The sequence below is a fragment of the Pseudomonas syringae genome, from assembly GCF_021605415.1.
GTDB classification, from domain to species: Bacteria; Pseudomonadota; Gammaproteobacteria; order Pseudomonadales; family Pseudomonadaceae; genus Aquipseudomonas; species Aquipseudomonas syringae_S.
Genome location: NZ_WKEQ01000011.1, coordinates 101,622 through 123,724 on the forward strand (window position 1 = coordinate 101,622; position 22,103 = coordinate 123,724).

Sequence of the window (22,103 nt, forward strand, 5' to 3'; positions counted from 1 at the left end):
CTGCAACCGGCAAGCGTGTGACTTAGTGCTGCAGGATTTTTTCGAGGAAGTGCTGCGCACGTTCGGAGCGGGCGCTGATGTCGCCGAAGAACTCTTCTTTCGGGCAGTCTTCGATGATTTTGCCTGCGTCCATGAAGATCACGCGGTCAGCCACTTTGCGGGCGAAGCCCATTTCGTGAGTCACGCACATCATGGTCATGCCTTCGTGGGCCAGTTGCACCATGACGTCGAGCACTTCGTTGACCATTTCCGGGTCGAGGGCCGAGGTCGGTTCGTCGAACAGCATGACGATCGGATCCATCGCCAGCGCACGGGCGATTGCCACACGCTGTTGCTGACCGCCGGAGAGTTGGCCCGGATGCTTGTGGGCATGGGCCGACAAGCCAACGCGCTCAAGCAGTTGCAGACCTTTCTTGGTCGCCTCTTCCTTGCTGCGACCCAGCACCTTGATCTGCGCAATGGTCAGGTTTTCGGTGATGGTCAGGTGCGGGAACAGTTCGAAATGCTGGAACACCATGCCGACGCGCGAACGCAGTTTCGGCAGGTTGGTCTTCGGGTCGGCGATCGACGTGCCGTCGACCACGACGTCACCTTTCTGAAACGGTTCCAGCGCGTTGACGCATTTGATCAGGGTCGATTTACCCGAACCCGATGGCCCGCAGACCACGATCACTTCGCCTTTCTTGACCTCGGTGCTGCAATCGGTCAGCACCTGGAAGTCGCCATACCACTTGTTGATGTTCTTGATAGAGATCATACGGCGAACCTTTTTTGCAGACGCTTGACCAGCCGTGAGGCGGCGAAGCTGATGATGAAGTACACGAGACCTGCAATGATCAGGAACTCATTCGAACGGCCAATGATGTCGCCACTGGCGCGGGACGCGTTGAGGAAGTCGACCAGACCTACGGTGTAAACCAACGAAGTGTCCTGGAACAGAATGATGCTTTGCTGCAGCAGCAACGGGGTCATTTTGCGGAACGCCTGCGGCAGGATGATCAGGCGCATCATCTGGCCGTAGTTCATGCCCAGCGCTTGTGCCGCGCCCATCTGACCCTTCGGGATCGACTGCACGCCGGCCCGGACGATTTCGCAGAAGTAGGCCGCTTCGAACATCATGAACGCCACGACGCATGAGGTGAACGCGCCGATCGGCGTGTCTTCGCCGGTGATCCAGCGCAGCACGAACGGCACCGCCAGGTAGAACCAGGTGATTACCAGGAGCAACGGGATCGAACGGAAATAGTTGACGTACGCACCAGCGATGTTCGAAAGCAGTTTGCTGTGCGACAGACGACACAGCGCCAGGATCGTGCCGAGAATCATCCCGCCCACGACACCCATCGCCATCAGTTTGAGGGTCATCACCATGCCATTCCACAAACCGGGAATGGCCGGGACGATGCCACTGAAATCGAATTCCATTATTTACCCCCCACGGAGATCAGGCCGGGAACGGCGACTTTCTTCTCGACCATGCGCATCAGCAGCATCAAGCTCATGTTCAGGGTGAAATAGATCAGGGTGGCAAGGGTGAACGCTTCAAACAGGTTGGCCGAGAACTCGGCGGTCTGTTTGGTCTGCGCGAGCAGTTCCATCAGGCCGATCAGCGAGGCCACGGAGGAGTTCTTGAACACGTTCAGGAATTCCGAGGTGAGCGGCGGAATGATGATCCGGTAGGCCTGGGGCAGCAGAACGTTCCAGTAGATTTGCGGCAACTTGAAACCCATCGCGCGGGCGGCGGACTCCTGGCCGGGCGGCAGCGCCTGGATGCCTGTGCGCACTTGCTCACAGACGCGGGCGGCGGTGAACAGGCCCAGACACACGACAACGCTCAGATAGGCCGAGGTGGTCGGGTTCAGATCCTGTTTGTACCACTCTTGCAGATCTGGCGGCAGCAGATCGGGCACCAGGAAGTACCAGATAAACAGCTGAACCAGCAGCGGCACGTTGCGAAACAGCTCGACGTAGCAGGTGGCGAAACCCGACAAGAGGCGGTTCGGCACGGTGCGCATGACACCCAGGATCGAGCCCAGCAGCAGCGCGATGATCCAGGCCACGATGGCGATGGCGATAGTCCAGCCCAGACCGGAGATGAACCAGTCGAGATACGTCTCGCTGCCCACGCCGGTGGACTTGAAGAACACGCCCCAGTCCCAGTTGTAATTCATTAGGGTCTCCCCTCGGATTCAATCGATGTACAAGTGCCCGCCTGGGGAAACTCCGTTCCCGCCTGATCAAGAAGATCAGGCACACGCGATCGGCTCGACAGCCACCGGTTCGAGTGTTTCCAGATACTGCCAGCAGGGAGTGACCATCCCCTGAAAAGGCAGGCGCCCCTTCAGAGGATAAGGTTAGTCAGAAATCAGGACTTCTTGTCGTCAGCCGCTTTGTCGGTCGGATTGGCGATCAGTGCCTTGAGCTCGTCGCTCATCGGGAAATTCAGGTTCAGGTTTTTTGGCGGAATTGGCTGCATGAACCACTTCTCGTAGATCTTGTTGATCTCGCCCGACTTGTAAGTGGCGACGATGGCGTCATCCACGGCTTTCTTGAACGGGGCATCGCCCTTGCGCACCATGCAGCCGTAGATTTCGTACGACTGTGGCGTGCCGGTGACTTCCCAGTCGGTGGCTTTCTTGGCCTTTGCGGCTTCGCCGGCGAGCAGGGCGTCGTCCATCATGAACGCAACAGCGCGGCCCGATTCCAGCATCTGGAAGGACTCGCCGTGGTCTTTGGCGGAGATGACGTTCATGCCCATCTGCTTGTCGGCGTTCATCGCTTTGATGATGCGCTCGGACGTAGTGCCGGCGGTGGTCACGACGTTCTTGCCTCTGAGATCGTCGAAATCCTTGTACTTGGAGTCTTTCTTGGAGAGAAGACGGGTACCGATTTCGAAGATGCCGACAGAGAAGTCAACTTGCTGCTGACGCTCTACGTTGTTGGTGGTGGAACCGCACTCGACGTCCACGGTGCCGTTCTGCACCAGCGGGATGCGGGTTTGCGAGGTGACCAGGTTGTATTTGACCTGAAGGTTCGGGATGTCCAGGTCTTTCTTGATCGCTTCGACGATGGCCAGCTGGATATCGTGGGAATAACCGACCGGTTTGCCGGAAGCGTCTGCAATGTAGGAAAACGGGATGGAAGCGTCGCGGTGGCCCAGGGTGATGGTGCCCGAGTCTTTGATCTTCTTCAGGGTGCCGGTGAGTTCGGCGGCGAAAACTGGCGTGCTGATCAGAGCGGCAGCAATGGCTGCGCCCAGGATATGGGGAACGATACGCATCAAATTTTCCTCGACATTGTTTTTTTTATGGAGCCAGTTGAGTCGGCCCTTTTGTGCTTCGAATGCCTGACGGCTCCTGAGGTGTTGGCACAACAGACATTCGTCGAAGAGTGTAGAGCATGAGTCGTGCCAGACCAGTCGGTTATAGGTAACCTGCTGATTTATAACGAGATTAAAGTTTTATGGCGGCGAATGGAAAGTTGATTGATCCGGTTTACCGAATAGACTTGCGCGCCACGTTCGGAAAACCGAATGGACGATCACCCCTCTAGGAGCTGCCGCAGGCTGCGATCTTTTGATCTGGCTTTTAAAAACAAAATCAAAGGATCGCAGCCTGCGGCAGCTCCTACTGAAGGCTGCGTTTTGCGCAATATCGCGCTATATGCAGCGCAATATCACGCCGCTTCAATCTTGCTGCGGTTCTGCTCGACCTTGTTCAGATAGACCATCAATTTCTGCTGCTCGTCCGCCGTGGTGAACAAGCCGAGCTTGCTGCGCCGCCAGAGAATGTCATGCGCCGCGGTCGCCCATTCTTCGGCACACAGGTAATCCACCTCACGGGTATAGAGCCCGCCGCCGATGTGTTCACCCATGTCGGCCAGGGTTTCAACGCCTTCAAGCATCCGCCAGGTGCGGCTGCCATACGTAGTGGACCAGCGTCGTGCGATCTCGGTCGGCACCCAGTCGAACTTGTCGCGAATCAGTGCGCACAAGGCCTGCGGAGTCGTCATGTCTTCACCGCCGGGAAGCGTGGCGCTGGCCGTCCAGCTCGGGCGCATCTGCGTGAAGAACGGCATCAGCTGCGCCATCGCGGACTCGGCCAGTTTGCGGTAGGTGGTCAGCTTGCCGCCGAACACCGACAGCAGCGGCGCCTCTTCGCCACCACCGGACAACGCCAGGGTGTAGTCGCGGGTCACGGCCGATGGATTATCGGATTCGTCGTTGCACAGCGGACGCACGCCGGAATAGCTGTGAAGAATGTCGTCGCGGCTGATCTGCTTTTTGAAGTGGGCGTTGACCACTTTCAGCAGGTAATCGGTTTCGCCGTCAGTGATCGTCACTTTCGCCGGGTCGCCGGTGTACTCGCGGTCGGTGGTACCGATCAGGGTGAAGTTATTCAGGTACGGAATGGTGAAAACGATGCGCTGATCTTCGTTCTGCAAGATGTGCGCGTGGTCGCCTTCATACAGTTTCGGCACGATTACATGGCTGCCTTGGATCAGGCGGATGCCATATGGCGATTCCATCTTCAGGTCATCACGAATGAACTTGGCGACCCACGGGCCGGCGGCGTTCACCAACGCCTTGGCGCGAATTGACAGCAGGCTGCCGTCGGCGCGCTCCAGATGCAAATGCCACATACCTTTGCTGCGACGGGCGCTGACGCAACGGGTCTGGGTGTGAATGTGCGCGCCTTTTTCGCGCGCGGCCATGGCGTTGAGTACAACGAGGCGGGCGTCATCGACCCAGCAGTCGGAATATTCGAAGCCTTTGGTTATTTCGCTTTTCAGTGCGCTGTCGGCCCCGAATTTAAGACTCTTCGAGCCGGCCAGTTTTTCCCGCTTGCCAAGGTTGTCGTACAGGAACAGACCGGCGCGAATCATCCAGGCCGGACGCAGGTGCGGGCGATGCGGCAACACGAAACGCATCTGTTTGACGATGTGCGGCGCCTTGGCCAGCAGCACTTCGCGTTCAGCCAAGGCTTCGCGCACCAGACGGAACTCGTAATGTTCGAGATAGCGCAGGCCACCGTGAATCAGCTTGCTGCTGGCTGACGAGGTATGGCTGGCCAAGTCATCCTTTTCGCAAAGGAACACCGAAAGACCGCGACCGGCGGCATCCGCTGCGATCCCCACACCATTGATCCCACCGCCAATGACGGCGATATCGTAGACCTCGGCGAGAGGGGGCGTAGGCAAGGTAGAAGTGGGCATCGGCTGGCCTCTGGCTTTTTTGATTTTCGTATTTGAATTCGAACATTAATGTTCATTTGCGAAAATGGTAGCCCATAAAGACGCGCACGGCCAGTCGACTTCGATTGAAAAAACTCATTGAAGGGGGGTTAAAGGAATATTTTCGAACATGAAAGCAAAAGATCGCAGCCTTCGGCAGCGCCTACAGGTTCACATCCAACTGTAAGAGCTGCCGAAGGCTGCGATCTTTTGATCTTGAAAAACTAAACGACTTCCAGCCGAATCTTATGCTGGCTCAACAACTGCACAAGGGCCGGCACAGGCTGCTGATCAGTCACCAGACAATCGACCAGGCTGATCGGCCCCAGGCGAATCATCGCATTGCGCCCGAATTTGCTGGAGTCAGCCGCCAGAATCACCTGGCGTGCATTGGCAATGATCGCTTGGGAAACCCGCACTTCCTGGTAGTCAAAGTCGAGCAGGCTGCCATCCTCGTCGATGCCGCTGATGCCAACCAGCGCAAAGTCGACCTTGAACTGATTGATGAAATCCACGCTCGCCTGACCTACAACACCGCCGTCGCGGCGCACGTTGCCGCCGGTGAGCAGCACGTCGAAGTCATCTTTGGCACTGAGCATCGAGGCGACGTTCAGGTTGTTGGTGATGATCTTCAGATGGCTGTGGTTGAGCAGGGCGCGGGCAATGGATTCGGTGGTGGTGCCGATGTTGATGAACAGCGAGGCGTGATCGGGAATCTGTGCGGCGATGGCTTCCGCGATGCGTTGCTTTTCATCGCGCATCTGATCGGCGCGCATTGCATAGGCGGTGTTTTCAACGCTGGAATCGTAAGCCGCGCCGCCGTGATAGCGACGCAACAGATTGGCTTCCGCGAGCTGATTGATGTCGCGGCGAATGGTTTGCGGTGTGACGACGAACAGCGTGGCCATTTCCTCGATGCTCACATAGCCGCGTTCGCGAACCAGCTCGAGGATTTGCTGCTGACGGGGAGGCAGATTCATGGGGCGTCCTTTGGGCTGCCGTGCAAAATTTGCCCATGATGCCGCAGGAATCAGCTCCCGACCAGTTACAACCCTATCCGGATGCCGAAGCTGGCTTATTCAGCGTCTTCACGATCCCAGTCTCGGGTGCGGCTGACGGCTTTTTTCCAGCCTTTATAGAGTTTCTCTTTCGCGGCTTCTTCCAGGGTCGGTTCGAATTCGCGCTCGATCACTGCCTTGTCGCGCAACTCGTCCAGACTGCCCCAGAAACCGCATGCCAGACCGGCCAGATAGGCGGCGCCGAGGGCGGTGGTTTCGCGCATTTTCGGGCGCTCGACCTGTGTGCCGAGGATGTCGGCCTGGAACTGCATGAGGAAGTTGTTCGCCACCGCGCCGCCGTCCACGCGCAAGGATTTGAGGCGTTCGCCGGAGTCCTGCTGCATGGCGTCGAGGACGTCACGGGTCTGGTAAGCGATCGATTCCAGTGCGGCACGGATGATGTGGTCGACGCGCACGCCCCGGGTCAGGCCGAACAATGCGCCACGGGCGTACGGATCCCAATACGGTGCGCCCAGACCGGTAAAGGCCGGCACCAGATACACACCGTTGCTGTCCTTGACCTTGCCAGCGAAGTATTCGGTGTCGTGGGCGTCGTTGATGATTTTCAGTTCATCACGCAACCACTGCACGGTCGACCCTCCGTTGAACACTGCGCCCTCAAGGGCGTAAGCCACTTCGCCACGCGGGCCGCAAGCGATGGTGGTGAGCATGCCATGTTGCGATTTCACCGCTTTGTCGCCGGTGTTCATCAGCAGGAAGCAACCGGTGCCGTAAGTGTTTTTGGCCTGACCTGGTTCGACGCACATCTGGCCGAACAGCGCAGCCTGTTGGTCGCCGGCGATACCGCCGATGGCGATGCCGCTTTTGGTGCGACCGTAAATTTCCGAGGAGGCTTTCACTGGCGGGAGCATTTCGCGCGGGATGTCGAGGATCTCCAGCATCTTCGAATCCCATTCCAGCGAATGGATGTTGAAGAGCATGGTGCGCGAGGCGTTGGTGTAGTCGGTGACGTGGACTTTGCCGCCGGTGAATTTCCAGATCAGCCAGCTATCGACGGTGCCGAACAGCAGTTCGCCATTGCGCGCACGTTCGCGGCTGCCTTCGACGTTGTCGAGGATCCACTTCAGTTTGGTGCCGGAGAAGTAGGGGTCGGTGACCAGGCCGGTGGTGTCGCTGATGTATTGCTCGTGACCGTCGCGCTTGAGTTGCTGACAGATCTCGGTGCTGCGGCGGCATTGCCAGACGATGGCGTTGTAGACCGGGCGACCGGTGGTCTTGTCCCAGACCACGGTGGTTTCACGCTGGTTGGTAATGCCGATGGCAGCGACCTGGTCATGGTGCAGACCGGCCTGAGCCAGGGCTTCGACCATGACCGCGCTCTGGGTTGCGAAGATTTCCATCGGGTCATGCTCGACCCAACCGGCCTGCGGGTAATGCTGGGCGAATTCGCGCTGCGCGGTGCAGACCACGTTAGCGTCGCGGTCGAAGATGATTGCGCGGGAGCTGGTCGTACCCTGATCAAGGGCAATGATGTAGTTCTTATTCTCGATGTCGGTCATGTCGATTGCCTTGGACGAAATAAGGGAGAGTGGGCCGTGGCGCGGGCTCGAAGGGCAGGAGCCCGCGCCGACTGTTTCAAGAAGTTCTTGGTTTGCCGTCAATGGCCGGTTCTGCATCCTTTGTAGCAGGTGTGGCGCCGGTCAGGTGACGGGCGATCAGCCCGCGATACCCGGCAGCGCCGAGGCAGGCACCGACAATCGGTGCAAAAATCGGAATCAGGAAGTACGGAATCTCGCGTGCACCGGTGAAGGAAATTTCACCCCAGCCGGTAAAGAAAGTCATCAGTTTGGGGCCGAAATCACGGGCCGGGTTCATCGCAAAACCGGTCAGCGGGCCCATTGCGCTGCCAATCACGGCAATCAGCAGGCCAATCAGCAATGGCGCCATCGGGCCGCGCGGCAAGCCATTGTTATCGTCGGTCAGGGCCATGATCACGCCCATCAGGATCGCGGTAATGATCATCTCGACCAGGAAAGCCTGGGCGGTAGACAGCGCTGGATTAGGGAAAGTGGAGAACACCGAGGCCAATTCCAGGCTCGCTTCACTGCCGCGAATCATCTGGTGAGTCTGTTCGAAATCGAAGAAGAGATTGCTGTACAGCGTGTACACCAGCAACGCGCCGCAAAAGGCACCCGCCACCTGGGACAAGATATAAAAGGGCAGTTTGCGCTTTTCGAAATCAGCAAAAATCGTTAGCGCGATACTCACGGCAGGATTGAGGTGCGCACCGGAAACCCCGGCGGTGAGGTAGATCGCCAGGCTCACGCCGACACCCCAGATGATGCTGATTTCCCACAAGCCGAAACTGGCACCCGCGACTTTGAGCGCGGCAACGCAGCCAGTACCAAAAAAGATCAGGAGCGCAGTACCCAGGAACTCGGCGATGCATTGGCCCGAGAGCGAAGGTTGCTGTAAAGCAGTCGTCATTGAAAACCTCGTTTTTTGTTGTTGTCTAGCGCGTTTGCCGACAGGGCAAGGCGCGATTTTCACCGAGGCAGGATCCCCATCCTGTTCCCGGTCTGCTGCTGGTACTGCAAGGTGACATTTTCGCATTATTCAGTTTCGAAAAAATATAGACAAGAAACACGGCTGTCAAAGGTCGAAAGTGAACAGTCAGTCACAATAAAACTATTAATCAGGTGAATGATGCTCCGGTTCCCTACGGTCGAACTTCGTGGCCGCCTCGGAAATACGGGGCGGGATAGAGCCTTTTACACTCTGATCGCCTAGAATCCGGTTCAGCCATTTTCCGTCACTGCCGAGTCTGGAGCTGCCATGACCCCTGCGTTGGACTTGTTGAAAAAAGTTCGTGCCGAACATCGCGTGCACAGTTACGAACATGACCCCAAGGCTGCGTCTTATGGCTTGGAGGCAGCGGAAAAGCTTGGGCTGGATCCGGCGCAGGTGTTCAAGACGCTGCTGGCGGCGAGTGAGAAAGGGGAGTTATTGGTGGCGGTGGTGCCGGTCGTCGGAACGCTCGACCTCAAGGGGTTGGCCCATGCTGCCGGGGTGAAAAAAGTGGAAATGGCCGATCCGGCAGCGGCGCAACGATCCACCGGTTATCTGCTGGGCGGCATCAGCCCGCTGGGCCAGAAAAAGCGCTTGCGCACGTTCATCGACAATTCCGCTCAGCCTTTTGCGTCTATTTATGTCAGCGCCGGCCGACGCGGGCTGGAGGTCGAATTGGCGCCAGCGGTACTGGCCGAGCACACCAAAGCCCAATTTGCCGACATTGGGCGGGCCTGATCCGCTGCGCTGTATGAAGAAAATTGGCCGGTTTTGTCACTGGCGCTGATCGGAATACCGCTGCATGCTTTGCCAACGAATTCAGGGAGAACGTCATGCAGCTAGCGTTTCATCAGGTCGACGCGTTCAGTGATCGGCCGTTCAGTGGCAACCCCGCGATTGTCTATCGGCTCGACGCGTGGCTGGCCGATGAATTGATGCAGAAGATCGCCGCCGAACACAACCTGGCGGAGACCGCGTTTCTGGTGCGTGAAGGATCCGCCTGGCATATCCGCTGGTTCACCCCCTCCACCGAAGTGCCGTTGTGCGGCCACGCCACACTGGCCAGTGCCTATGTATTGTTCGAGATCTTCAACGAAGACACCGAGCGCCTCGACTTCATCTGCAAGTCCGGGCCGCTGAGTGTTACTCGGGAGGGTGGACGTCTATGGCTGGATTTCCCGGCAATGGAACCCACGGAAGTCGGCGTGACTGTGGAGGTCGAGCGAGCATTGGGTGTGCAGGCTGTTGATGTGCTCGGCGCGAACACGTTGTTTGTGGTGCTGGAATCGGAGCAGGCGGTTCTCGACTGCAAACCGGATATGGCTGCGGTAGCCACTTTGCCCTGGCCGGGCGTCATCATCACTGCGCGCGGTAATCAGCATGACTTTGTCTCGCGCTATTTCGCTCCAGTCATCGGCATCAACGAAGATGCGGTGACCGGCTCGGCGCATTGCAACTTGATTCCGTATTGGGCGGCGCGGCTGGGCAAGTCGAGCCTGAGCGCTTATCAGCGTTCGGCACGGGGCGGGGAATTATTCTGTCGTCTTGAGGGTGATCGGGTGAAGATCGGCGGGAATGCGACGTTGGTCGCCAGTGGAACGCTGATGTTGGGTTGATATAAAACCACTGTAGGAGCGAGCCTGCGAGCAGGCTCGCTCCTACAAGGTCAACGCGCTGCGCTATACCGCCGCACACCGTTTTCCACTGCAGGAATTTGCGCCGCCGTGCTGCCGGAAGCCTGGAACAACACCAGATGCTCGGCCGCCACGCGAATCCCGACCTGTGCACCCACTGCATGATCGGCATGGCTCGGGAAAATCGATTCAAGCTGAGCACCGGTCGGCAATTGCAGGCGATACAGTGTCGACGCACCGAGGAACGTTTTGCCGGTGATGCGTGCCTTGAGCGTGCTGTTCGGTGCATAAACGATATCGTCCGGGCGCAGCAGCACATCCACGGCGCCACCGATCGGCCACGTGTAGGCACGATTGCCGCGCAGTTCGCCGAGTTCGGTTTGCACCGATTCCGGGCTACCGAGCTGACCGCGAATGAAATAACCCTGACCGATGAAACTGGCGACAAAGGGTGTCGCCGGTTCGTGATACAGGTTGTAAGGCGTATCCCATTGCTCCAGTCGACCTTCCTTGAACACGCCCACGTGATCGCTGACGGCGAAGGCTTCTTCCTGATCGTGAGTCACCAGAATCGCGCTGGTGCCACGGGCCTTGAGGATATCGCGCACTTCGTGGCTGAGCTTGCGGCGCAGTTCGCCATCAAGATTGGAGAAGGGCTCATCGAGCAGCAGCAATTGCGGTTCTGGCGCCAGGGCGCGTGCGAGGGCGACACGTTGCTGCTGGCCACCGGACAACTCGTGCGCAAACCGTGTGCCGAGGCCTTTCAGATTGACCAGTTCCAGCAGCTCTTCGGTGACGCGCTCCTTCTGCGGATGCTTGCGGATGCCGAAAGCGATGTTGTCCGCCACGCTCAGGTGCGGGAACAACGCGTAGTCCTGGAACACCATGCCGATCCGGCGCTTTTCCGGGGCCAAGGTGAAACCGGCGCTGGAAATGGTCTCGCCGCCGAGCTGGATCTCGCCTTCGTGCACCGGTTCAAAACCGGCAATGGCACGCAGGGTGGTGGTCTTGCCGCAGCCGGACGAACCGAGCAGGCAACCGATGTCACCGGCGTTGAGGTGCAGATTGAGGTTCTGCACCACGCGTTGATCCTGATAGCCGCAAGCGAGGTTGCGCAGGTTAAGCAGTAATGGCTGGCTCATGCGTGATGGTACGAAGGTGGCACGAGAAACTCGAGCAGCGCCTTCTGTGCGTGTAGACGGTTTTCGGCCTGATCCCAGGCGACGGAGCGCGGATCATCGAGCAGGTCGAGGCTGATTTCCTCGCCACGGTGGGCCGGCAGGCAGTGCATGAACAGCACGTCGTCGGCGGCGAGGTCGAGCAGGGCGCGGTTGACCTGGAACGGGGCGAACAGCTTGAGGCGCTTGGCGGTTTCCTCTTCCTGGCCCATCGAAGTCCAGACGTCGGTGCTCACCAGATGTGCGCCGCGCACGGCGTCCTGCGGATCGCGGACGATGGTCACGCGGTCGCCGGCCTTGGCCACGAATTCAGGGTTTGGTTCGTAACCTTCCGGGCAGGCAATGCGCAACTGGAAGTCGAACTGGATCGCCGCTTCTATATAGCTGTTGCACATGTTGTTGCCGTCGCCGATCCAGGCCACGGTCTTGCCCTGGATCGAGCCGCGATGTTCGAGGAAGGTCTGCATGTCGGCCAGCAATTGGCACGGGTGCAGGTCATCGGACAAACCATTGATCAGCGGCACGCGCGAGTTGGCGGCGAATTCGGTCAGAGTGCTGTGGGAAAAGGTACGGATCATCACCGCATCGAGCATGCTCGACATCACAATTGCAGCGTCGCCGATCGGCTCGCCACGGCCCAGTTGGGTGTCGCGCGGCGAGAGGAAAATCGCCTGGCCGCCGAGCTGGATCATGCCGGCCTCGAAGGAGATCCGGGTACGGGTCGAGGATTTCTCGAAGATCATCCCCAGTACGCGGTTTTTCAGGGGCTCGAACAGTACGCCGCGGTTACGCAGGTCCTTGAGCTCAACGCCTCGACGGATCACGCTGACCAGCTCTTCGGGCGTGCAATCCATCAGGGAGAGAAAGTGCCTTGCGCTCATCATTGACTACCTTTTTGCTACAAACCGCAGATGCTCAAAGCCTTGTTTAACGGAACAACGGGCGAGACCTGCGGCGTAAGCCGCACGGGGCGACGAAATAGGGGGAAGGCGCGATCTTATAATTAAATGTCGCGTCTTGCCAATCGGGCTACGGTTTCAGGGGATTCGAGCGGGGCGAAGGGTGCATCGAGATCGCGCTTTTCAAGCCTGTTTTATGACAGCAGCGACCCATTTGTACACTGGCGCCTTGTGGCTTGGCAATCGTGCAGGACGCAGCAGGCGTGACAAGAGTCGCTTCGCGGCTGCGCAGACCGGCGTTCGGCTCGTCGGATGGACGACCTGAAATATTTGCTAAAGCAAAGTGCTGAGTTATAACTACGCCACGAGCGACGCAGGAAGCCAACGCATGGAATCGAAAGAACAGTTGTTAATGGAATTGCTGGGCCACACGGCACGCTCATTGACCCACCTCACCGCTTCTGTCACCTCGATGTCTTTCGAGTTGTTACGCAGTGATGACGAAGTGACCAAGGCTGCCGGCCGACACATGATCGATCGCATGGCGACCATCAGCGCCGGGCTTGACGAGCATTGGCGCCTGATCGGCGAACTCACCGGCGTCCACGTCGCCCACGAGCAGATCGAAACCGTTCAGGAAATCCAGTTGGCCGCGCCGCCCCGGCTTCCGTCGAACTGAGGGTTGCGATCTATCGGCTCGCCTGATGGCGGCCGATTCACAAGACGAACGTCGCTGGCGCAGTACCGAGGCTCGGGCCATAGTTTTGATCCCGTGGGCGTCATTGCCTGCCCAGAACAAGACAGAGAATGGCCATGACCAAGACTCTTCATCACCGTGCGTGCCACCTGTGTGAAGCCATCTGCGGCTTGACCATTGAAACCAGCGAAACCGACGGCGCGGTTGCCATTACCTCGATCAAGGGTGATGCACAGGACACGTTCAGCCGTGGACATATCTGCCCCAAAGCCGTGGCGTTGCAAGACATTCAGAATGATCCGGATCGCCTGCGTCAACCGATGCAACGCGTGGGCAATGAATGGCTGCCCATTGGCTGGGACGATGCATTCCAGCTTGTCGCCGAACGATTGGCGGCGATCCAGGCACGTCACGGGCAGAACGCGGTGGCCGTCTATCAAGGCAACCCGAGCGTGCACAACTACGGGCTGATGACCCACAGCAATTATTTCCTGGGGCTGCTGAAAACCCGTAATCGTTTTTCGGCAACCTCCGTCGACCAGTTGCCGCATCACCTCACCAGCCATTTGATGTACGGCCATGGCCTGCTGCTGCCGATTCCGGATATTGATCACACCGACTTTATGCTGATCCTCGGCGGCAATCCGCTGGCGTCCAACGGCAGCATCATGACCGTGCCGGATGTCGAAAAACGCCTGAAGGCAATTCAGTCGCGGGGCGGCAAAATTGTCGTGGTCGATCCCCGGCGTAGCGAGACGGCGGCCATGGCCGATCAGCATCTGTTCGTACGTCCGGGCGGTGATGCGGCGTTATTGTTCGGGGTGCTCAATACCTTGTTCGATGAATGGCTGACCCGCGACAGCCATTTGCCCGTCGAAGGGCTGGACGATGTGCGCTCGGCAGTGGCGACCTTCAGCGCAGAGGCGATGAGCCCGCTGTGTGCCGTGCCTGCCGAACAGATTCGTCAGTTGGCCCGTGACTTCGCCGCCGCGCCAAGTGCCGTTTGCTACGGGCGTATGGGCGTGTCGGCGCAGGCATTTGGCACGCTGTGTCATTGGCTGGTGCAATTGATCAACCTGGTCACTGGCAATCTCGACCGGGTCGGCGGTGCGCTGTGCACGTCGCCGGCGGTGGATCTGGTGGCGTCCACGTCGGGTGGGCATTTCAACAAATGGCAAAGCCGCGTGTCCGGGCGCCCGGAATATGGCGGTGAGCTGCCGGTGTCGGCGCTGGCCGAAGAAATGCTCACCGACGGCGAGGGCCAGGTACGTGCGCTGATTACCGTGGCAGGCAACCCGGTGCTTTCGACGCCCAATGGCCGGCAGCTCGAGCAGGCGCTCGATGGGTTGGAGTTCATGGTCAGTATCGACCTGTACATCAACGAGACGACCCGATACGCAGATCTGATTCTGCCGTCCACATCAGCGTTGGAGAACGATCATTACGACACCACGTTCAACCTGTTCGCGGTGCGCAACGTCAGCCGTTTCAATCGCGCGATCCTTGCCAAACCGCAAGGTGCGCTGCATGACTGGGAAATCTTCGTCGGCCTGGCCAAAGCCTTTGCAAAGCTTACCGGCAAGGAACTGAAGCCGACCTTGCCGCCGGCGGAGATGATCGACATGGGCTTGCGCATGGGGGACTACGGCGATCAATCCGAGCACAAGTTGTCGTTGGCGACGCTGTTCGATCATCCGCACGGGATCGATCTCGGCGCATTGCGGCCCAACCTGGCGGCACGATTGAAGACGGTCGACGGGCGCGTTCAAGCTGCGCCGCCACAGATTCTCGCGGATCTGGCGCGATTCGCGAGGTTGCAGGCACCTGCCGCCGATGAGCTGCTGATGATCGGACGTCGCCATGTGCGCAGCAATAATTCATGGATGCATAACTATCATCGGCTGGTGAAGGGCAAGCCGCGCCATCAGTTGCTGATGCACCCGGATGATCTCGCCAGTCGTGGTCTCAGCGATGGGCAACGTGTGCGCGTCAGTTCGCGGGTCGGGCAGATTGAAGTCGAAGTGCTGGGCAGTGTTGACATGATGAAGGGTGTGGTCAGCCTGCCGCACGGTTGGGGCCATGCACGGCCGGGTGTGCAGATGACCATCGCCAGCGAGCAGCCGGGATCCAGTGCCAATGACCTGACCGATGAATGCCAATTGGATGAGCTGTCGGGCAATGCGGCGTTGAACGGCGTGCCGGTAACCGTGGCAGCGGCTTGAGCGTGTCTGTCGGGGAGACCAAGCATGGCGCTCGGGATTCCGTTACAATGCGCCACCGTGCCGACCCATGAGTCGGAAAGTTCAGCCGAGGTGCTCCATGGATATCATCGAAACGATTAAAGAGCAGATTGCCAACAACACCATTCTGCTTTACATGAAAGGTTCGCCGAATGCCCCGCAGTGTGGCTTCTCCGCGAAAGCCGCGCAGTCCGTGATGGCATGTGGCGAAAAGTTCGCCTACGTCGACATCCTGCAGAACCCGGAAATCCGCGCCAACCTGCCGAAATACGCCAACTGGCCAACCTTCCCGCAATTGTGGGTCGGCGGCGAGCTGGTCGGCGGCAGCGACATCATGACCGAGATGGCTGCAGACGGTTCGTTGCAGAGCACCATCAAGGCTGCTGTCGAAGCGGCTGCTGCGAACAAGTCCGAAGCCTGATCCGTTTGTAGGAGCAGAGCTTGCTCGCGAAAAACGGTAACGCGGTGCACCTGTTGGATCGCGGCGTTTGCTTCGCTGGCAAGCCAGGCTCCTACAACACCGGGCAGTAAAAAGCCCCGCCACTCGAAAGAGGGCGGGGCTTTTTAGTGTCTCGAATTCAGCGGGCGCCGAATTACTCTTCACCCATCTGCGACTGCAGATAGTTTTCGATCGTGATTTTATCGATCAGGCCCAGTTGCGTTTCCAACCAGTCGATGTGTTCTTCTTCGGATTCAAGAATGTCTTCGAGCAATTCACGGCTACCGAAATCGCCGACAGTTTCGCAATGCGCGATTGCGGCTTTCAAGTCGGCATGGCCGGTTCGCTCGATACGCAAATCGCACTCGAGCATTTCCCGGGTGTGCTCGCCGATGTGCAGCTTGCCCAGATCCTGCACGTTCGGCAGGCCTTCAAGAAACAGGATGCGCTTGATCAGCTTGTCCGCATGTTTCATCTCGTCGATGGATTCTTTGTACTCGTGCTTGCCCAGCTTGTTCAGGCCCCAATCTTCATACATGCGCGCATGCAGGAAGTACTGATTGATCGCGACCAGTTCATTGGCAAGGATCTTGTTGAGATGCTGGATGACTGTAATGTCGCCTTTCATGATGGGAGTCCTGCCCTGTAATAGCTGTATATAGGGCGGAGTTTGAGCCGAGTACTTATAAGTGTCAAACCTAAGTTGTTGAATAATAAATGAAAATTAATCGGAATAAGAATGTTTGTGTTCCGCGTCTGGATGCTAACCAATTGATTTTCGGACATAAAAAAACCGGACATAAGTCCGGTTCTTCAAAACAGGGTTATTTAAGCGGCAGTAAATTCTGCAGGGTAGGGGATCGCAGCCTGGACGAATTGCGACTTGGCCAGCGTTTCACGCACCACTTCTTTGGCGAGGCAGGCGCATTTGCCACATTGGCTGGCTACGCCGGTGGCCAGGCGCACTTCCTTGTAGCTGCAGCATCCTTCGTTGATCGCATCGCGGATTTGGCCGTCGGTGACGCCAGTGCAGAGGCAGACATACATAAGTGAGAACCGTCGCTGGTTGTGACTCAATTGCGATGGATCTTAATGTTAACGAGAATGATTGTCAAAGTGCTTTCTGGTCTTGATCAGCTGACGACTGACGAACGGTATTTAAATGGCGAAGTAATAGGCTCCGCTGGTCGGCAGGACGCGTTCAACGCGTGATAAAAAAACGGTTGAGGACAGTCCAAACTCGCAGTGTATGATGGTCGGCCCTTGCGAAGAGGGTTCATGTCACAAGGCTTTCGCCTGAGGATGACAGGCTGGTACGAACCCTGAACTTCAAGTTTTTACACCAGGAGATATCAATGAGCGTACTCGTAGGCAAACAAGCCCCTGACTTCACCGTTCCGGCCGTACTCGGCAATGGCGAAATCGTTGACAGCTTCACCCTGTCCTCGGCCATCAAAGGCAAATACGGCCTGGTGTTCTTCTACCCGCTGGACTTCACCTTCGTCTGCCCGTCCGAGCTGATCGCTCTGGACAACCGCATGGCTGACTTCAAGGCACGTAACGTTGAAGTGATCGCCGTATCGATCGACTCGCACTTCACCCACAACGCCTGGCGCAACACCCCGGTGAACAATGGCGGCATCGGCCAGGTGAAATACACCATGGCTGCCGACATGAAGCACGACATCGCCAAAGCCTACGACGTTGAATCCGAAGGCGGCGTGGCTTTCCGTGGCGCGTTCCTGATCGACGACAAAGGCGTTGTCCGCTCGCAGATCATCAACGACCTGCCGCTGGGCCGTAATATGGAAGAGCTGATCCGTCTGGTCGACGCTCTGCAATTCCACGAAGAGCACGGCGAAGTCTGCCCTGCCAACTGGAAAAAAGGCGACAAAGGCATGAACGCTTCGCCAGAAGGCGTTGCGGCTTACCTGACCGAGAACGCTGCAGCCCTGTAAGGCGCATGTTCTAAAAGCAGGTACAAAAAAACCGGCCTACGTGGCCGGTTTTTTTATGGGCGGGATTCGAGCCTGTGACGATCAGTCGTCGAAGTCTTCCCAGCCGCCCATTTGCTTCCAGCGGTTGACGATGCCGCAGAAGAGTTCGGCGGTCTTCTCGGTGTCGTAACGCGCCGAATGCGCTTCACGGCCATCGAAGTCGATACCGGCGGCCTGACAGGCCTTGGCGAGCACGGTCTGACCGTACGCAAGCCCTGCGAGGGTGGCGGTGTCGAAACTGGAGAACGGGTGAAACGGATTGCGCTTCATGTCCAGTCGCGCAACGGCGGCGTTGAGAAATCCGAGGTCGAAGCTGCTGTTGTGGCCGACCAGAATTGCCCGCTTGCAGCCGTTGGCTTTCAACGCCTTGCGCAGGCCACGGAAGATATCGGTCAGCGCGGTTTCTTCACTGACGGCCATACGCAGCGGATGATCGAGCTTGATCCCGGTAAATTCCAGGGCAGCGGCTTCGACGTTGGCGCCTTCAAACGGCTCGACACGGAAGAAATAGGTGTGATCCGGGTACACAAAACCCTTTTCGTCCATGGCGATGGTGGTCGCGGCAATCTCCAGCAACGCATCGGTGGCCGAATTGAAGCCACCGGTTTCTACGTCGACAACTACTGGCAGGTAACCGCGAAAACGCGCTGCCATCGGATGACGGGAACTGCCGCCGCCACCTTGACCGTCCTGTTCGTCGTCGAAATGGTCTTCACTCACGCGTGTTCCTCCAGCAGGCGCCAGCGCAGTTTTTCACCGGCGCGCAGCGGGATAACGGTCAACTCGCCGAATGGCAGGCTGGTTGGGGCAGTCCATTCTTCGCGAACCAGGGTGATGCGGTCGGAATTGGTTGGCAAACCATAGAAACGCGGGCCGTTGAGGCTGGCGAATGCTTCGAGCTTGTCCAGCGCATTACGTTGTTCGAACGCTTCGGCGTACATCTCGATGGCGGCGTAAGCGGTGTAGCAGCCGGCACAGCCGCAAGCGGCTTCCTTGGCGTGCTGGGCATGCGGCGCTGAGTCGGTGCCAAGAAAGAACTTCGCGCTGCCGCTGGTGGCGGCGTCGAGCAGGGCTTCCTGGTGCGTATTACGCTTGAGGATCGGCAGGCAATAGAAGTGCGGTCGAATCCCGCCCACCAGCATGTGGTTGCGGTTGTACAGCAAGTGATGCGCCGTGATGGTCGCGCCGACATTGGCCGGGGCCTCGTTGACGAACTGCACGGCATCGCCGGTGGTGATGTGTTCGAAAACGACTTTGAGCGTCGGGAAGCGCTCGACCACGCGACGCATGTGTTCGTCGATGAAGATTTTCTCGCGGTCGAACACGTCCACGTCGCCGCGGGTGACTTCGCCGTGGATCAACAGCGGCATTCCGACTTCGGCCATCGCCTCGATCGCCGGGAAAATCTTGTCGATGCTGGTCACGCCGGAATCGGAGTTTGTGGTCGCTCCGGCCGGGTACAGCTTGGCGGCGTGCACAAATCCGCTGGCCTTGGCTTCGCGAATTTCTTCAGGCTGGGTGCGATCGGTCAGGTACAGCACCATCAACGGCTCGAAACGACTGCCGGCCGGGCGGGCAGCGAGAATCCGCTGGCGATAGCCGTCGGCTTCAGCGGCGTTACGCACTGGAGGTACCAGGTTGGGCATGATGATGGCGCGACCAAACGTGCGCGCAACATCGGCAACGGTATTGGTCAACACGGCACCATCGCGAAGATGAATATGCCAGTCGTCGGGACGCAGCAGGGTCAGGCGGTCGGACATGAGGGGATTCCAGGCGGGTCAAACTGAGGCGAATCCTACCGGAAAAGACTCTGACAGGCACCCGCTATCAAGTTTTGCAGCAAGCGTCCGATACCCATCAGGTATGCCGTAATCATGTGTGTGTCGGTCTTTTTGTTGCAGAAGCCAATGGGAGCCTCCCGTGCGCCAGCGTTATTTAGTCTTGCTCAGTGTGTTTGCCAGCCTTCCCGCGATGGCGCTGACTTACCAGACCCGTCTGGAGAACATTGAGTGGACGGTCGAAGGCGACAAATTCGAATGCCGTCTCACCCAGCCGATTACCGATTTCGGCTCGGGTCAGTTCGTGCGCCGCGCCGGCGAGCAGGCGACCTTCCGTCTAAACGCTTATAACGCGATGCTTGGCGGTGGTTCGGCGACCTTGTTGGCTGCGGCGGCACCCTGGCAGCCGGGGCGCGGCGATATAAACCTCGGTACGGTCAGGCTCGGCAGTGGCAATGTGCTGTTCAATAGCTCGCAGGCTCAGGCGGCGAGTCTGATGGGAGGCTTGATGGACGGCCGCAGTCCGGTGGTTCGCCGATCCGGAGACGGCCGCATGTCGGAAGTGCGCTTGCTGCCAGTTAAATTCAGCAAGGCTTTCAATGAATACCAGACGTGCGTGGCGAAATTGCTGCCGCAGAATTTCGAGCAGGTGAAACAGTCGCAAATCGGCTTTCCGGGCGAAGGCATCGAACTGGATGCCGCCGCCAAGGCCAAGCTGCAGGTCATGCTCGAATACATGAAGGCCGATCCGACGGTGAACCATATCGAACTTGACGGCCACTCCGACAACAGCGGCAATCGCCTGACCAACCGCGAACTGTCGCGCCGCCGCGCGTTGGCGGTGGTGGACTTCTTCAAGGCCAACGGTATTCAGGAATCGCAGATCACCGTGCGCTTCCATGGCGAGCGTTACCCATTGGTGCCTAACACCAATGCGGCCAATCGGGCGAAGAACCGTCGCGTGAATGTGCACTTGGCGAAGGTGGCACCCGTCGAACAGACAGCGCCGCAAGTGAGTGCGCCTCCCAGCCCGGCGGCGACTTCCTGACCTGCCGGTCATCGTCGCGCTATCGAAACAATCTGTCGCTTCATCGTCAGAAGCTGTCGCGCCTCTGTAAATTATCGCGTCGGAGCGGTAGACTCCTCGGCTTTCCGTATTACCCCGTGGAGTGATGGCATGGCGGACGTAAACAAGGTCGTTCTGGCGTATTCCGGCGGCCTGGACACTTCGGTGATCCTCAAGTGGCTGCAGGATACTTATAACTGTGAAGTGGTGACCTTCACTGCTGACCTGGGTCAAGGCGAAGAGGTCGAGCCGGCACGCGCCAAGGCTCAGGCCATGGGCGTCAAAGAAATCTACATCGACGACCTGCGCGAAGAGTTCGTGCGTGACTTCGTGTTCCCGATGTTCCGCGCCAACACCGTTTACGAAGGCGAGTACCTGCTGGGTACTTCCATCGCGCGTCCGCTGATCGCCAAGCGTCTGATCGAAATCGCCAACGAAACCGGCGCCGACGCCATTTCCCATGGCGCCACCGGCAAAGGCAACGACCAGGTTCGTTTCGAACTGGGCGCCTACGCCCTCAAGCCGGGCGTGAAAGTCATTGCCCCTTGGCGCGAGTGGGATTTGCTGTCCCGCGAGAAGCTGATGGACTACGCCGAGAAGCACGCGATTCCGATCGAGCGTCACGGCAAGAAGAAATCCCCGTACTCGATGGACGCCAACCTGCTGCACATCTCCTATGAGGGCGGCGTGCTGGAAGACACCTGGACCGAGCACGAAGAAGACATGTGGAAGTGGACCGTCTCCCCGGAGAACGCTCCCGACAAGCCGCAGTATCTGGAACTGACCTATCGCAATGGCGACATCGTCGCGCTGGACGGCGTTGAAATGACTCCGGCCACCGTACTGGCGACGCTGAACAAGATTGGTGGCGCTCACGGTATCGGTCGTCTCGACATCGTCGAGAACCGTTACGTCGGCATGAAGTCCCGTGGCTGCTACGAGACTCCGGGCGGCACCATCATGCTGCGCGCTCACCGCGCCATCGAATCGATCACTCTGGATCGCGAAGTCGCTCACTTGAAAGACGAGCTGATGCCCAAGTACGCCAGCCTGATCTACACCGGTTACTGGTGGAGCCCGGAGCGTCTGATGCTGCAACAGATGATCGACGCTTCCCAAACCAGCGTAAACGGTGTGGTGCGCCTGAAACTCTACAAAGGCAATGTGATCGTGACGGGCCGCAAGTCCGACGATTCGCTGTTCGACTCCAACATCGCAACCTTCGAAGAAGATGGCGGCGCTTACAATCAGGCCGACGCAGCGGGCTTCATCAAGCTCAACGCCTTGCGTATGCGTATTGCAGCCAACAAGGGCCGCAAACTGTTCTGAGTCTTTCTGATTCAGCGCGAAATG

Annotated in this window: 22 protein-coding genes; 8 read left to right on the forward strand and 14 right to left on the reverse strand. The window is 58.4% G+C overall.

What is annotated here, in order from left to right:
- Positions 1-22: 22 nt before the first annotated feature.
- From GIW69_RS10500 to GIW69_RS10535, 8 genes are all read right to left on the reverse strand, one after another.
- Positions 23-757, reverse strand: a complete 735-nt coding sequence (locus GIW69_RS10500) for an amino acid ABC transporter ATP-binding protein (RefSeq protein WP_010170183.1) — start codon at positions 755-757, stop codon at positions 23-25.
- The gene (locus tag GIW69_RS10505; protein WP_236482328.1) at positions 754-1,425 is read right to left on the reverse strand and encodes an amino acid ABC transporter permease; all 672 of its coding nucleotides are present in this window, start codon (positions 1,423-1,425) and stop codon (positions 754-756) included. Before GIW69_RS10505 ends, GIW69_RS10500 begins: the two co-directional genes overlap by 4 nt.
- Positions 1,425-2,171 (reverse strand): amino acid ABC transporter permease, encoded by a 747-nt coding sequence (locus GIW69_RS10510; RefSeq protein ID WP_236482329.1) that lies wholly within the window; start codon positions 2,169-2,171, stop codon positions 1,425-1,427. Before GIW69_RS10510 ends, GIW69_RS10505 begins: the two co-directional genes overlap by 1 nt.
- A gap of 194 nt (positions 2,172-2,365) precedes the next feature.
- Positions 2,366-3,280: a glutamate/aspartate ABC transporter substrate-binding protein gene (locus GIW69_RS10515; RefSeq protein WP_236482330.1), complete on the reverse strand. Its 915-nt coding sequence runs from the start codon at positions 3,278-3,280 to the stop codon at positions 2,366-2,368.
- Between the two features lie 395 nt (positions 3,281-3,675).
- Positions 3,676-5,214: a glycerol-3-phosphate dehydrogenase gene (glpD, locus tag GIW69_RS10520; RefSeq protein WP_236482331.1), complete on the reverse strand. Its 1,539-nt coding sequence runs from the start codon at positions 5,212-5,214 to the stop codon at positions 3,676-3,678.
- A 242-nt stretch (positions 5,215-5,456) separates the two neighbouring features.
- On the reverse strand, positions 5,457-6,212 hold the full coding sequence (locus GIW69_RS10525) for a DeoR/GlpR family transcriptional regulator (protein WP_236482332.1): 756 nt from the start codon (positions 6,210-6,212) through the stop codon (positions 5,457-5,459).
- 95 nt (positions 6,213-6,307) lie between these two features.
- Positions 6,308-7,810, reverse strand: a complete 1,503-nt coding sequence (gene glpK, locus GIW69_RS10530; RefSeq protein WP_236482333.1) for a glycerol kinase GlpK — start codon at positions 7,808-7,810, stop codon at positions 6,308-6,310.
- Positions 7,811-7,886: 76 nt separating this feature from the next.
- Positions 7,887-8,738 (reverse strand): MIP/aquaporin family protein, encoded by an 852-nt coding sequence (locus GIW69_RS10535; protein WP_236482334.1) that lies wholly within the window; start codon positions 8,736-8,738, stop codon positions 7,887-7,889.
- Between the two features lie 348 nt (positions 8,739-9,086).
- Between GIW69_RS10535 and ybaK the strand changes: the two genes are divergently transcribed.
- Together ybaK and GIW69_RS10545 are read left to right on the forward strand one after the other, a co-directional pair.
- Complete coding sequence (gene ybaK / locus GIW69_RS10540; protein ID WP_236482335.1) at positions 9,087-9,557, forward strand: Cys-tRNA(Pro) deacylase; 471 nt, start codon at positions 9,087-9,089, stop codon at positions 9,555-9,557.
- A 95-nt stretch (positions 9,558-9,652) separates the two neighbouring features.
- Positions 9,653-10,435 (forward strand): PhzF family phenazine biosynthesis protein, encoded by a 783-nt coding sequence (locus GIW69_RS10545; protein ID WP_236482336.1) that lies wholly within the window; start codon positions 9,653-9,655, stop codon positions 10,433-10,435.
- 50 nt (positions 10,436-10,485) lie between these two features.
- Here the strand turns inward: GIW69_RS10545 and GIW69_RS10550 are convergent, their stop codons facing one another.
- Both GIW69_RS10550 and argF read right to left on the reverse strand, forming a co-directional pair.
- A complete protein-coding gene (locus tag GIW69_RS10550) occupies positions 10,486-11,595 on the reverse strand; it encodes an ABC transporter ATP-binding protein (RefSeq protein ID WP_236482337.1) in 1,110 nt (369 codons plus the stop codon).
- Positions 11,592-12,512 carry an ornithine carbamoyltransferase gene (gene argF / locus GIW69_RS10555; protein WP_236482338.1) on the reverse strand — a complete coding sequence of 307 codons (921 nt, stop codon included), beginning with the start codon at positions 12,510-12,512 and terminating at the stop codon, positions 11,592-11,594. The genes GIW69_RS10550 and argF overlap by 4 nt, the downstream gene beginning before the upstream one ends.
- Before the next feature lie 406 nt (positions 12,513-12,918).
- Here argF and plzR point away from each other — a divergent pair, with 406 nt between their 5' ends.
- The 3 genes from plzR to grxD all read left to right on the forward strand — a co-directional run bounded on the left by plzR (position 12,919) and on the right by grxD (position 15,888).
- A complete protein-coding gene (gene plzR / locus GIW69_RS10560) occupies positions 12,919-13,209 on the forward strand; it encodes a PlzR type 4 pili assembly inhibitor (RefSeq protein WP_236482339.1) in 291 nt (96 codons plus the stop codon).
- A gap of 134 nt (positions 13,210-13,343) precedes the next feature.
- Entirely contained in the window at positions 13,344-15,449 is a 2,106-nt protein-coding gene (locus GIW69_RS10565) for a molybdopterin oxidoreductase family protein (RefSeq protein WP_236482340.1), read from the forward strand.
- 97 nt (positions 15,450-15,546) lie between these two features.
- A complete protein-coding gene (grxD, locus tag GIW69_RS10570; protein WP_129395324.1) occupies positions 15,547-15,888 on the forward strand; it encodes a Grx4 family monothiol glutaredoxin in 342 nt (113 codons plus the stop codon).
- A 172-nt stretch (positions 15,889-16,060) separates the two neighbouring features.
- Here the strand turns inward: grxD and bfr are convergent, their stop codons facing one another.
- Together bfr and GIW69_RS10580 are read right to left on the reverse strand one after the other, a co-directional pair.
- Positions 16,061-16,534, reverse strand: a complete 474-nt coding sequence (gene bfr, locus GIW69_RS10575) for a bacterioferritin (RefSeq protein WP_236482341.1) — start codon at positions 16,532-16,534, stop codon at positions 16,061-16,063.
- Positions 16,535-16,734: 200 nt separating this feature from the next.
- The gene (locus GIW69_RS10580; protein WP_236482342.1) at positions 16,735-16,953 is read right to left on the reverse strand and encodes a bacterioferritin-associated ferredoxin; all 219 of its coding nucleotides are present in this window, start codon (positions 16,951-16,953) and stop codon (positions 16,735-16,737) included.
- Positions 16,954-17,261: 308 nt separating this feature from the next.
- Here GIW69_RS10580 and GIW69_RS10585 point away from each other — a divergent pair, with 308 nt between their 5' ends.
- Positions 17,262-17,864: a peroxiredoxin gene (locus GIW69_RS10585; protein ID WP_003227723.1), complete on the forward strand. Its 603-nt coding sequence runs from the start codon at positions 17,262-17,264 to the stop codon at positions 17,862-17,864.
- Positions 17,865-17,945: 81 nt separating this feature from the next.
- Here GIW69_RS10585 and rnt read toward each other — a convergent pair whose 3' ends face one another.
- A complete protein-coding gene (gene rnt, locus GIW69_RS10590; RefSeq protein WP_236482343.1) occupies positions 17,946-18,623 on the reverse strand; it encodes a ribonuclease T in 678 nt (225 codons plus the stop codon).
- Positions 18,620-19,666, reverse strand: coding sequence for a dihydroorotase (pyrC, locus tag GIW69_RS10595; RefSeq protein ID WP_236482344.1), 1,047 nt, complete (start codon positions 19,664-19,666; stop codon positions 18,620-18,622). The genes rnt and pyrC overlap by 4 nt, the downstream gene beginning before the upstream one ends.
- Before the next feature lie 160 nt (positions 19,667-19,826).
- Here pyrC and GIW69_RS10600 point away from each other — a divergent pair, with 160 nt between their 5' ends.
- Both GIW69_RS10600 and GIW69_RS10605 read left to right on the forward strand, forming a co-directional pair.
- Positions 19,827-20,732, forward strand: a complete 906-nt coding sequence (locus GIW69_RS10600; protein WP_236482345.1) for a flagellar protein MotY — start codon at positions 19,827-19,829, stop codon at positions 20,730-20,732.
- Positions 20,733-20,861: 129 nt separating this feature from the next.
- Positions 20,862-22,079, forward strand: a complete 1,218-nt coding sequence (locus GIW69_RS10605; RefSeq protein WP_236482346.1) for an argininosuccinate synthase — start codon at positions 20,862-20,864, stop codon at positions 22,077-22,079.
- The last annotated feature ends 24 nt before the right edge of the window (positions 22,080-22,103 follow it).